10 protein-coding genes are annotated in these 11,648 nt (G+C 60.3%); 3 read left to right on the forward strand and 7 right to left on the reverse strand.

Features of this window, described 5'->3' with window-relative positions; genetic code table 11:
- Window positions 1-77: 77 nt before the first annotated feature.
- Window positions 78-1,031 (reverse strand): adenosine deaminase, encoded by a 954-nt coding sequence (locus K0P33_RS04530; protein ID WP_043051475.1) that lies wholly within the window; start codon window positions 1,029-1,031, stop codon window positions 78-80.
- Between the two features lie 193 nt (window positions 1,032-1,224).
- Here K0P33_RS04530 and K0P33_RS04535 point away from each other — a divergent pair, with 193 nt between their 5' ends.
- Window positions 1,225-2,316 (forward strand): calcium:proton antiporter, encoded by a 1,092-nt coding sequence (locus K0P33_RS04535; protein WP_094951768.1) that lies wholly within the window; start codon window positions 1,225-1,227, stop codon window positions 2,314-2,316.
- A 153-nt stretch (window positions 2,317-2,469) separates the two neighbouring features.
- On the opposite strand, the gene K0P33_RS04540 is transcribed toward K0P33_RS04535, so the two are convergent.
- The 6 genes from K0P33_RS04540 to K0P33_RS04565 form a co-directional block, all read right to left on the reverse strand.
- Entirely contained in the window at window positions 2,470-3,828 is a 1,359-nt protein-coding gene (locus K0P33_RS04540) for an 8-oxoguanine deaminase (protein ID WP_242154222.1), read from the reverse strand.
- Window positions 3,829-4,105: 277 nt separating this feature from the next.
- The gene (locus tag K0P33_RS04545; protein WP_242154225.1) at window positions 4,106-4,792 is read right to left on the reverse strand and encodes an SDR family oxidoreductase; all 687 of its coding nucleotides are present in this window, start codon (window positions 4,790-4,792) and stop codon (window positions 4,106-4,108) included.
- Between the two features lie 57 nt (window positions 4,793-4,849).
- Entirely contained in the window at window positions 4,850-5,431 is a 582-nt protein-coding gene (locus tag K0P33_RS04550; RefSeq protein WP_242154227.1) for a YigZ family protein, read from the reverse strand.
- Between the two features lie 12 nt (window positions 5,432-5,443).
- Window positions 5,444-6,103, reverse strand: a complete 660-nt coding sequence (locus tag K0P33_RS04555) for a TetR/AcrR family transcriptional regulator (protein WP_094951772.1) — start codon at window positions 6,101-6,103, stop codon at window positions 5,444-5,446.
- Window positions 6,104-6,190: 87 nt separating this feature from the next.
- A complete protein-coding gene (locus K0P33_RS04560; protein ID WP_094951773.1) occupies window positions 6,191-7,585 on the reverse strand; it encodes a nucleobase:cation symporter-2 family protein in 1,395 nt (464 codons plus the stop codon).
- A gap of 87 nt (window positions 7,586-7,672) precedes the next feature.
- A complete protein-coding gene (locus tag K0P33_RS04565) occupies window positions 7,673-8,593 on the reverse strand; it encodes a LysR family transcriptional regulator (RefSeq protein ID WP_094951774.1) in 921 nt (306 codons plus the stop codon).
- A 125-nt stretch (window positions 8,594-8,718) separates the two neighbouring features.
- Here K0P33_RS04565 and K0P33_RS04570 point away from each other — a divergent pair, with 125 nt between their 5' ends.
- Together K0P33_RS04570 and K0P33_RS04575 are read left to right on the forward strand one after the other, a co-directional pair.
- On the forward strand, window positions 8,719-10,068 hold the full coding sequence (locus tag K0P33_RS04570) for an aspartate aminotransferase family protein (RefSeq protein WP_094951775.1): 1,350 nt from the start codon (window positions 8,719-8,721) through the stop codon (window positions 10,066-10,068).
- 39 nt (window positions 10,069-10,107) lie between these two features.
- Window positions 10,108-11,601, forward strand: a complete 1,494-nt coding sequence (locus K0P33_RS04575; RefSeq protein WP_094951776.1) for a CoA-acylating methylmalonate-semialdehyde dehydrogenase — start codon at window positions 10,108-10,110, stop codon at window positions 11,599-11,601.
- Window positions 11,602-11,648: the final 47 nt, after the last annotated feature.

Below are 11,648 nucleotides of genomic sequence, written 5' to 3' on the forward strand. Positions count from 1 at the left end.
AGTCACCTTCACGGTTGACTGTTAAACCGCTATCGCAGGCAAGCCAGCTCCCACATTGTTAACGGGTGTTTATCCAGTTATGGCTTTACCAACCGCGCATCCAGGCTGTTCTGCGCCAGGCGTTTGGCCTGGTCCTGGGTCATGCCCAGCGAGGTGTACAGGGCGTGGAAGTTCTCGGTGACATAACCGCCGAAGTACGCCGGGTCGTCCGAATTCACTGTCACCTTCACGCCACGCTCGAGCATGTCGAGGATGTTGTGCTGGGCCATGTCGTCAAACACGCACAGCTTGGTGTTGGACAGCGGGCACACGGTCAGCGGGATCTGCTCGTCGATGATCCGCTGCATCAGGCGCTCGTCTTCGATGGCGCGCACGCCATGGTCGATACGCTGGATTTTCAGCAGGTCGATGGCTTCCCAGATGTACTCGGGTGGGCCTTCTTCGCCGGCGTGGGCCACGGTGAGGAAGCCCTCGTGACGGGCACGGTCGAACACGCGCTGGAACTTGCTTGGCGGGTGACCCATTTCCGAGCTGTCCAGGCCCACGGCCACGAATGCATCACGGAACGGCAGCGCCTGGTCGAGGGTTTTCTCGGCTTCGGCTTCGCTCAAGTGGCGCAGGAAGCTTAAGATCAAACCACTGGTGATGCCCAGTTGCTGTTCGCCATCTTTGAGTGCAGCGGCGATGCCGTTGAGCACCACTTCGAACGGCACGCCACGGTCGGTGTGGGTTTGCGGGTCGAAGAAGGGTTCGGTATGGATCACGTTCTGTGCTTTACAGCGCAGCAGGTACGCCCAGGTCAGGTCATAGAAATCCTGGGAGGTGCGCAGCACGTCGGCGCCCTTGTAATACAGGTCGAGAAACTCTTGCAGGTTGTTGAAGGCGTAGGCCTTGCGCAGGGTTTCGACGTCGTTCCAGGGCAGCGCAATCTTATTGCGCTCGGCCAGGGCGAACAGCAGCTCAGGCTCCAGCGAGCCTTCCAGGTGCAGGTGTAATTCAGCCTTGGGCAGGGCGTTGAGCCAATCGTACATTTGTAAAATCTCATCAGGTGCAATGGCGGCATTCTACAGGCCATCGCCGAAATAATCGGCAAAACCTGACCAGCAGGAGAGTATTGGATTTATTCACGCAAGGGCCGCGTGAACTAAGGTGTAACGAAACGTTAGCGGCGTGGCGCAGTCTGTACCCCATCAATGACTGATTAGCCGTATGAAAAGGCCCGGAATGCTCACATCCCTCAAGCAAGAAAAATACATGTTACTGGCGCTGATTGCCGCCATCGCCGCTTACCCGTTGGAGCATTGGATGCTGCACAGCGGGCAAATGGTGGCGCTGCTGGCCGGTATCGGGCTGATCGGCTTTATCGTCGTGGCCTCGATGCGCGTGGCCCACCATGCCGAGCAGCTCGCGGAGAAGGTCGGCGACCCTTACGGCACCATGATCCTGACCCTCGCCGCCGTGCTGGTGGAAGTGGTGATCCTGGCGATCATGATGAGCAACGAGCCGTCGCCGACCCTGGTGCGTGACACCATTTACTCGGCGGTGATGCTCGATATCAACGGCATCCTCGGCCTGGCCGCGCTGATGGGCGGCATCAAGCATGGTGAACAGTCCTACAACGATGATTCGGCCCGCACCTACAGCGTGATGATCCTCACGGCGATGGGCGTGTCGATGGTGGTGCCGGAATTTATCCCCGAGGCAGACTGGAAAATTTACTCAGCCTTCACCATCGGCGCGATGGTGGTGCTCTACACCCTGTTCCTGCGCATGCAGGTAGGGCCGCACAGTTATTTCTTCAGCTACAGCTACCCGGAAAAACGCCGCAAGAAACAGCCCGAAGAGCAACAAGAGCCGCCGATCAGCCTCGCGTTTTCCATCGGTACGTTGGTGTTTGGCGTCATCGTGATTGGCGCACTGGCTGAGGTGATGTCCAAGACCCTCGACCTCGGCCTGGAAGGCACAGGCGCGCCGCCGGTGATCACGGCGATTGTGGTCGCGGCGATTTCAGCCGCGCCGGAAATTTTGACGGCGTTGCGCGCGGCCCTGGCCAACCGCATGCAGTCGGTGGTGAACATCGCACTGGGCGCGTCCTTGTCGACGGTGATCCTGACCGTGCCGGTGATGGAGGCTATGGCGCTATACACCGGCCAGCCGTTCCAGATGGCGATGACACCGGTGCAAACCGTGATGGTGTTGATCACGCTGATCGTCAGCGCGATCAACCTCAACGATGGCGAAACGAACGCCATCGAAGGGATGACCCATTTTGTGTTGTTTGCGACGTTTATTATGCTGTCGCTGTTGGGTCTATAGAGACCGCAGAACTCAATGTGGGCGCTGGGTTTTGTGGGAGTTGGCTTGCCTGCGATGCAGACACCTCGGTTTTTCAGTTGCACCGAGATGATGCTATCGCAGGCAAGCCAGCTCCCACAGAAGCCAGTTCCCACATTTGCATGTGTATTTGGCTTAGGTTCCGGCGATCAGCTGTTTCGCCGCCTGGGTGTGATCGGCGATCAAACCTTTCAAATCCAGGCCTTCAACCTGGCCGTCAATCACTCGCCATTTACCCCCGACCATCACTCGATCCGCGCGGTCGGCGCCGCACAGCAGCAGCGCCGAGATCGGGTCATGGCTGCCGGAGAAGCGCAGCTCGTCGAGCTTGAACAGCGCCAGGTCAGCCTGTTTGCCGACCGCCAGCTCACCAATATCCGTGCGCCCCAGCAATTGCGCCGACCCTTTTGTCGCCCAACCCAGCACGCCTTCAGGCGTGATCTTTTCCGCGCCGTAACGCAGGCGCTGGATATACAGGGCCTGGCGCGCTTCAAGGATCATGTTCGAGGCATCGTTGGAGGCGGAGCCGTCCACGCCAAGGCCAATCGGCGCACCGGCAGCGAGCAGGTCCAGGGTCGGGCAGATGCCGGAGGCCAGGCGCATATTCGAGCTTGGGCAATGGCAGATACCGGTACCGGCGGCGCCGAGACGCGCGATTTCATCCGGGTTGAAGTGAATGCCGTGGGCCAGCCAGGTGCGTGGGCCGAGCCAGCCGACGCTGTCCAGGTAGTCGACGGTACGCAGGCCGAAGCGCTGCAGGCAGAAATCTTCCTCGTCCAGGGTTTCTGCCAGGTGGGTGTGCAGGCGCACGTCGAGGCTGTTGGCCAGTTCGGCGCTGGCTTCCATGATTTGCGGCGTGACCGAAAACGGCGAGCAGGGCGCCAGGGCAATTTGGATCTGTGCACCGTCGCCGCGCTGGTGGTAGGTGCGGATCAGGCGCTGGCTGTCGTCGAGGATCACTTGGCCTTGTTGCACGGTCTGTTGCGGCGGCAGGCCGCCGTCGGCTTCGCCCAGGCTCATGGAACCACGGGTGAGCATGGCGCGCATGCCCAGTTCGCGCACACTTTCTACTTGCACGTCGATGGCGTTTTCCAGGCCGTCGGGGAACAGGTAGTGGTGATCCGCCGCGGTAGTGCAGCCCGAGAGCAGCAATTCGGCCAGCGCGACTTTGGAGGCCAGGGCGAGTTTTTCCGGGGTCAGTCGCGCCCACACCGGGTACAGGGTTTTCAGCCAGGGAAACAGGGGCTGATTGACCACCGGCGCCCAGGCGCGGGTCAGGGTTTGGTAGAAGTGGTGGTGGGTGTTGATCAGCCCCGGCAGGATCACATGTTCGCGAGCGTCGAACACTTGTCCGCACGGCACGGCGGGCTCTTTGCCCCAGCCCAGCACTTCGGTGATCACACCGTCTTGCAGCACCAGGCCGCCACGGGCGTCGAGGCCATTGGCAGTGAAAATCGCGAGGGGGTTTTTTAACCAGATACGGGTCGCAGGCATTGGCCGGCTCCTCTGAATGATGGGTTCAGGTTTGCCAGCTCAGTGTTGCCCTGTCTGCTGATCCAGGGTCGCCGGTGAGGGCGAGGTCGGTAGATTACGTGGAGTTCTGAAGCTGGTCCAGCGGTAGGGGCATCCCCAATGCCGTTCAGTTGAGCGCTGATCTCTTGTGGGCGCGGGCTTGCTCGCGAAAGCGGTGGGTCAGTCAACATTAATGTTTGCTGGGCTGACGTCATCGCGGGCAAGCCGCACCGCCGCCCGCATATGTTGATCCGTGGGGTTACCAGGCGATGGTGTTGCCTTTGTAGTCGATAAAGTGATGACCGCCCTTACCGGTATAGGCATTCACTTGATCCACCAGGCCACGCACGCTGGTCTCCACATCAATGTGCGCGTTTTCACCGCCCATGTCGGTCTTCACCCAGCCCGGGTGCAGCGACAGCACGGTGAGCTTGTGATCACCCAGTTGGGTGATGAAGCTGTTGGTCATGGAGTTGAGTGCGGCTTTGCTGGCTTTGTACAGCGCCAGGTCCGAACCATCGGGCATGGTCACGCTGCCCAGCGCCGAGCTCATGAAGGCCAGCACGCCGCTGTCTTTGCGGATCTGCCCGACAAAACGCTGGGCCAGGTTGATCGGCGCCACGGCGTTGGTGAAAAACAGCTGGCCGACTTCCGCCAGGGTGGCGTGGCCCGGTTCCTGGTTGGCCGGGCCCTTGACGCCGGCGTTGACGAACAGCAGGTCGAAGGTGCGGCTCTTGAGGCGCTGGCTCAAGGCGATCACGGCTTGCTGGTCGTCCATGTCGAGCTTTTCGATGTGTACCGGGCCTACGGCTTTCAGGGCATCCGCCTTGTTCGGGTCACGCACGGTGGCGGTCACGTCCCAGCCGTCCTGGAGCAATTGCTTGACCAGGCCAAGGCCCAGCCCGCGCGAGGCGCCGATGATCAGTGCAGTTTTTGGCGTAGGCATGCAGGGCTTCCTTTGACGTCGCGGTTCAGGGGCATTGAGCGAACAACATTAGCAGCTTCAGCGCTCCAGCAGGATGCGTCCACGGCTCAGGTCGGCGAGTTGGGTTTGCAGGGTGCCGATGTGCGCCTCGCCCAGTGCCAATTGCAGCTCCACGCCATTGGCGGTGAAAGTCTCCTCCACCACCAAGCCGCCGAGTTCGGCGACGCGCAGCTTCACCAGGTTCAACTCGGAGAATCCACAGGCGCAACTCAGCGGCACGCGGCTGATCAGTTCGATGCGTTCGGCATTCTGCAGGCATTTATTCGCGCCGCCGCCGTACGCACGGGCCAGCCCACCGGTGCCCAGCTGAATGCCGCCGTACCAGCGAATCACCAGCACGGCGACTTGATCAAACCCTTGGGCTTCGATGGCCGCCAGAATCGGGCGCCCGGCCGTACCACCGGGTTCGCCGTCGTCGTTGCTGCGGTACTGGTCGGCCAGTTTCCAGGCCCAGCAGTTGTGCGTGGCGTTGAGGTCGCTGTACTGCTCGAAAAACGCCTGGGCGTCTTGCGCGCTGGTGATCGGCGCCGCGAGGGTGATGAAGCGGCTTTTGCGTATTTCTTCACGAAATTCGCAAAGGCCGGTAAGGGTGAAAGGCATAAGTCGCTTCGTTTATAGGGCTGGCTTGACGCCACAGCCTTTGAGAATGATGTGGATCAGGTTGGTGCCGGCGTCTTCCATGTCTTGCTTGGTCAGCTTGGTGCGACCGGTGACGCGGCAGATCTGGGTGGCGAAGTCGGCGTAGTGCTGGGTGCTGCCCCACAACAGGAAGATCAGGTGCACGGGGTCGATGGGGTCCATCTTGCCGGCGTCGATCCAGGCCTGGAGTACTGCGGCGCGGCCGCTGAACCAGGCGCGGTAGTCTTGGCTGAAATATTCGGTGAGGCATTCGCCACCACTGATGATCTCCATGGCGAAGATCCGCGAGGCCTGCGGGTGGCGCCGGGAAAACTCCATTTTGGTGCGGATGTAGCGGGTGAGCGCCACGGCTGGGTCGTCCTCGGCGGTCAGCGCGTTGAAGGTGCTGTCCCACAGTTCGAGGATATTGCTCAGCACCGCGATGTACAGGCCGAGCTTGTTGGTGAAGTAGTAATGCAAGTTGGCCTTGGGCAGCCCGGCACTCGAGGCAATGGTGTTCATGCTGGTGCCTTTGTAGCCATGGCGCGCGAATTCATCTTCAGCAGCCTGGAGAATTGCTTGTTCATTCTTTTGCCGAATGCGGCTGGCGGGTTTACCGGCGTGGTTGCTGTGGGCAGGAACTTCGAGGCTCATGGAGGTTTCCGTGCTGATCGATAGAGACGACGTGTGCACAGATAACCCACCCTCAAGCCTCAGACAAGTCCCGATGCAATAAAACCGTCAAAGCGGTTCCAGCGTGTCGCTTTCCGGCGCGTGGTTTGCGCCAGCGCAGGTCACTTTGGCTTCCGGTAATAACAGGCACAACACGATGGCGGTCAGGCCGCCGCTGGTGATGGCGGAATCGAACAGGTTTTGCACCAGGGCTGGCATCAAGTGCAGCAGGCCCGGTTGGGCGGCAATGCCCAGGCCGACGCCGAACGAGGTGGCGATAATCAGCATGCTGCGCCGGTCCAGCGGTGCCTGGGCGAGGATGCGCACACCGGCGGCGGCGACGCTGCCGAACATCACCAAGGTCGCGCCGCCCAATACTGGCTTGGGGATTTGCTGCAGCACGGCGCCAATCAGCGGAAACAAGCCGAGGCAAAACAGCAACACGCCGATGTATAAGCCGACGTAACGACTGGCCACGCCAGTGAGTTGGATCACGCCGTTATTCTGCGCGAAGGTGGTGTTGGGAAAGGCGCTGAATGTGGCGGCGATCATGCAACTCACGCCATCGCCCAATACACCGCCTTTGAGCCGGCTTATATAAGAAGGGCCGCTGATGGGCTGGCGGGCGATCATGCAGTTGGCGGTGAGGTCGCCGACGGTTTCGATGCTGCTGATCAGATAAATCAGCGCGATCGGTAGGAACGCGCTCCAGTCGAAGTTGAAACCGAAGCGAAACGGCAGTGGCACGCTGATCAACGGCAAGTCTGGCAAGGCTTGCGGGACCAGTTTGCCGCTGAACCACGCGGCCAGACTGCCGAGGGCCAGGCCGATGATAATCGCCGAGAGGCGCACCCATGGCGTGTTTGAGCGGTTGAGCACAATGATGGTCAGCACTACGAACACGCCCAGCGCCAGATTGATGGGCGCGCCGAAGTCCGGCGCGTTAAACCCGCCGCCTAGGTCGGTGATGCCGACTTTGATCAGGCTGATGCCGATCAGTGTGATGACAATCCCGGTGACTAAGGGCGTGATCACGCGACGCAGTTGGCCGATAAAACGGCTCAACACGATCTGCACGGCTGCGCCGAAAAAACACACGCCGAAGATCATCGCCATGATGTCTTCCGGGCTGCCGCCGCGTTGTTTCACCAGGAAACCCGCCGACAATATCGCGCCGAGAAACGCAAAGCTGGTGCCTTGCAGGCAGATCATTCCGGCGCCGATGCCAAATGGCCTGCGTGCCTGAATGAACGTGCCGACGCCGGAGACCATCAACGCCATGCTGATCAAGTAGGGCAAATGGGCGGTGAGGCCCAGGGTGGAGCCGATGATCAGTGGCGGGGTAATGATCCCTACGAAAGCGGCCAGCACATGTTGCAGTGCAGCCAGTAGGGCGGGCAGCGGTTTTGGCCGGTCATCGAGGCCGTAGATCAGGTCACTGGGGCTGGAGGATTTTGGTGGCATGGTGGGCAAACTCAAGGCGGACGGTTCAAGGTCCTGCTCTCTTGCAAAAAGCTGTCCAGTTGCTCAGCTTTTGGCGAGAGGCCCGAGTTAGCGCGTTGCCGCCAGACTCTCGAGAAAACTTTCCAGCACCAAATGAGGGCGACGGCCTTTGCGTGTGACCGATGCGAGGCTTAAATCGTAAAAACGTGTAGTCGGTTTCAGCGCGCGCAGTCGGCCTTGTTGCACCCACAGGCTGGCGTAGTGATCGGGCAGGTAGCCGATATAGCGGCCGGTGAGGATCAGGAACGCCATGCCTTCGCGGTCCGAGGCGCTGGCGGTGCAGGTGAGTGCTTGGTAATGCGCCTGGATGTCGGCGGGCAGGCGGAAAGTGGGGGCGATGGCGTCCTGGGTGTCGATGCGTGCGTCGTCCAGCTGTTTGTCGTCGGCATAAAACAGTGGGTGTCCAACCGCGCAATAGAGGAGCGAACGTTCGCTGTACAGCGGCTGGTATTCCAGGCCGGACAGCGCGCTGGCCTGGGGCACCACGCCGACATGCAGGCGGCCGTCGAGCACGCCTTGCTCGACTTCGTTGGGGGCGATCATGCGGATCTGGATTTGCACGTCCGGGCCGCGTTCCTTCAACTGTGCCAGGGCGTGGGTGATGCGCATGTGGGGCAGGGTGACGAGGTTGTCGGTGAGGCCGATGATCAACTCGCCGCGCAAATGCTGGTGCAGCCCGTTGACCTCGGTGCGAAAACTTTCCAGGGCACTTAATAGTTGCAGGACCGATTGGTAGACCTCGCGGCCTTCTTCGGTCAGGGAGAAGCCGGCGCGCCCGCGTTGGCACAGGCGTAAGCCCAGGCGTTGTTCGAGGTCGCTCATCTGCTGGCTGATGGCCGAGCGGCCGATGCCGAGCACGGTTTCTGCCGCCGAGAAGCCACCGCACTCCACCACGCTGCGAAAGATGCGCAGCAGGCGGATATCGAAGTCGCTGACTTGGGCCAGTGGGTCGGGTCGACGGCTGCTCATAGTTTAGTGAAGGCCTGACTAAAGGTTAGAAGAGTTGGATTTCACCGACTTTATCCCCATGGCAATTTAGCTGCAACAACGCGTTTCAATCCCGACGCTGCCTTTTGCCTTGCGAGGTTTTGCTGATGAACATGCCCGAAAACGCCCCTTCGTCCCTGGCCAGCCAACTGAAGTTGGATGCTCACTGGATGCCTTACACCGCCAACCGCAACTTCCAACGTGACCCGCGTCTGATCGTGGCGGCCGAAGGCAGTTGGTTGATCGATGATAAGGGCCGCAAGGTGTACGACTCGTTATCGGGCCTGTGGACCTGCGGCGCCGGGCACACACGCAAGGAAATCCAGGAAGCGGTCTCCAAGCAGTTGGGCACCCTGGACTACTCCCCGGGCTTCCAATACGGTCATCCGCTGTCGTTCCAGCTGGCGGAAAAGATTACCGACTTGACCCCAGGCAACCTGAACCACGTGTTTTTCACCGATTCCGGCTCCGAGTGCGCCGACACCGCGGTGAAAATGGTGCGTGCCTACTGGCGACTGAAGGGCCAGGCCACCAAGACCAAAATGATCGGCCGTGCCCGTGGCTATCACGGTGTGAACATCGCCGGCACCAGCCTGGGTGGCGTCAACGGCAACCGTAAGCTGTTTGGCCAGGGTTTGATGGATGTGGACCACCTGCCGCACACCTTGCTGGCGAGCAATGCTTTTTCCCGTGGCATGCCGGAGCTGGGTGGTATCGCCTTGGCCGATGAGCTGCTCAAACTGATCGAATTGCACGACGCGTCGAACATCGCTGCGGTGTTCGTTGAGCCGATGGCCGGCTCCGCTGGTGTGCTGGTGCCGCCACAGGGTTACCTCAAGCGTCTGCGTGAGATCTGCGATCAGCACAATATTCTGTTGGTGTTCGACGAAGTGATCACCGGTTTCGGCCGTACCGGCTCGATGTTCGGCGCCGACAGCTTTGGCGTGACCCCGGACCTGATGTGCATCGCCAAGCAAGTCACCAACGGCGCAATCCCAATGGGCGCGGTGATTGCTAGCAGCGAGATCTATCAGACCTTCATGAACCAGGCGACGCCGGAATACGCAGTGGAATTCCCCCACGGCTACACCTACTCGGCGCACCCGGTTGCTTGTGCTGCGGGCCTTGCGGCATTGGACTTGTTGCAGAAAGAAAACCTGGTGCAGAGCGTAGCCGAAGTCGCCCCGCACTTTGAGAATGCACTGCACGGTTTGAAGGGCAGCAAAAACGTGATCGATATTCGTAACTACGGCTTGGCCGGTGCGATCCAGATTGCCCCGCGTGACGGTGATGCCATCGTGCGTCCATTCGAGGCTGGCATGGCCTTGTGGAAAGCCGGCTTCTACGTGCGCTTTGGCGGCGACACGTTGCAGTTCGGGCCAACCTTCAACAGCAAGCCGCAGGACCTGGATCGTCTGTTTGACGCGGTCGGCGAAGTGCTGAACAAGATCGACTGATTTCTCCTTCTATATAGAACAACTTTTCAGGAGCCCTGCATGAGCCTTATCCAACATTTGATCAATGGCCAGTTGGTCAGTGAGTCCGGCCGCACCGCCGACGTGTACAACCCGTCCACCGGCCAGGTGATTCACCAGGTGCCGTTGGCCAGCCGTGAAACCATTCAAAGCGCTATCGACTCAGCCAAGGCGGCGTTCCCTGCCTGGCGTAACACCCCGCCGGCCAAGCGTGCCCAGGTGATGTTTCGTTTCAAGCAATTGCTGGAGCAGAACGAAGCACGTATCTCGCAGTTGATCAGTGAAGAACACGGCAAGACCTTGGAAGACGCCGCGGGCGAGTTGAAGCGTGGCATCGAGAACGTGGAGTACGCGTGCTCGGCGCCGGAGATTCTCAAAGGCGAGTACAGCCGTAACGTGGGGCCGAACATTGATGCGTGGTCGGACTTCCAGCCGTTGGGCGTGGTGGCCGGTATTACGCCGTTCAACTTCCCTGCCATGGTGCCGCTGTGGATGTACCCGCTGGCGATCGTCTGCGGTAACTGTTTCATCCTGAAACCTTCGGAACGTGATCCAAGCTCTACGCTGCTGATTGCGCAGTTGTTGCAGGAAGCTGGTTTGCCGAAAGGTGTGTTGAGCGTGGTGCACGGTGACAAGGGCGCGGTGGATGCGCTGATCGAAGCGCCGGAAGTCAAAGCGCTGAGCTTTGTGGGATCGACGCCGATTGCCGAATACATCTATTGCGAAGCGACCAAGCGCGGCAAGCGCGTGCAGGCACTGGGCGGGGCGAAGAACCATGCGGTGCTGATGCCGGATGCGGACTTGGATAACGCCGTGAGTGCCTTGATGGGCGCGGCCTATGGTTCGTGCGGTGAGCGTTGCATGGCGATTTCGGTCGCCGTATGCGTAGGCGATCAGGTGGCGGATGCATTGATCGCCAAGCTGGTGCCGCAGGTCAAGGCGTTGAAAATTGGCGCGGGCACATCCTGTGGTCTGGATATGGGGCCGTTGGTGACGGGCCAGGCGCGGGATAAGGTCAGTGGCTATATAGAAGACGGCGTAGCGTCGGGCGCTGAGCTGGTGGTGGATGGTCGTGGGTTGAGTATTGCGGGCCATGAAGAAGGTTTCTTCCTGGGTGGCAGCCTGTTCGACCGCGTGACCCCGCAGATGCGTATCTATAAAGAAGAGATCTTTGGTCCGGTGCTGTGTGTGGTGCGGGTGAGCAGCCTGGAAGCGGCGATGCAACTGATCAATGATCACGAATACGGTAACGGTACGTGCATCTTTACCCGTGACGGGGAGGCGGCGCGTCTGTTCTGTGACGAGATTGAAGTGGGTATGGTTGGTGTGAACGTTCCACTGCCGGTGCCGGTGGCGTATCACAGCTTTGGTGGCTGGAAGCGTTCGCTGTTTGGCGACTTACATGCCTACGGGCCGGACGGGGTGCGTTTCTATACCCGTCGTAAGGCGATCACCCAGCGCTGGCCGCAACGGGCCAGCCATGAAGCGTCGCAGTTTGCCTTTCCTAGCTTGTAAGGCGTTGTAGTTGAAAGCCGGCCCCTTGGGGCCGGCTTTTGCGTTTC

The organism is Pseudomonas sp. ArH3a (assembly GCF_022648765.1).
Taxonomy (GTDB): Bacteria; Pseudomonadota; Gammaproteobacteria; order Pseudomonadales; family Pseudomonadaceae; genus Aquipseudomonas.

Coding starts and splice junctions, on each gene's coding strand:
- K0P33_RS04535 (WP_094951768.1), top strand. CDS start 1,225: ATGCTCACATCCCTCAAGCAAGAAAAATACATGTTACTGGCGCTGATT.
- K0P33_RS04570 (WP_094951775.1), top strand. CDS start 8,719: ATGAACATGCCCGAAAACGCCCCTTCGTCCCTGGCCAGCCAACTGAAG.
- K0P33_RS04555 (WP_094951772.1), bottom strand. CDS start 6,103: ATGAGCCTCGAAGTTCCTGCCCACAGCAACCACGCCGGTAAACCCGCC.
- K0P33_RS04545 (WP_242154225.1), bottom strand. CDS start 4,792: ATGCCTACGCCAAAAACTGCACTGATCATCGGCGCCTCGCGCGGGCTG.
- K0P33_RS04560 (WP_094951773.1), bottom strand. CDS start 7,585: ATGCCACCAAAATCCTCCAGCCCCAGTGACCTGATCTACGGCCTCGAT.
- K0P33_RS04540 (WP_242154222.1), bottom strand. CDS start 3,828: ATGCCTGCGACCCGTATCTGGTTAAAAAACCCCCTCGCGATTTTCACT.
- K0P33_RS04530 (WP_043051475.1), bottom strand. CDS start 1,031: ATGTACGATTGGCTCAACGCCCTGCCCAAGGCTGAATTACACCTGCAC.
- K0P33_RS04565 (WP_094951774.1), bottom strand. CDS start 8,593: ATGAGCAGCCGTCGACCCGACCCACTGGCCCAAGTCAGCGACTTCGAT.
- K0P33_RS04575 (WP_094951776.1), top strand. CDS start 10,108: ATGAGCCTTATCCAACATTTGATCAATGGCCAGTTGGTCAGTGAGTCC.
- K0P33_RS04550 (WP_242154227.1), bottom strand. CDS start 5,431: ATGCCTTTCACCCTTACCGGCCTTTGCGAATTTCGTGAAGAAATACGC.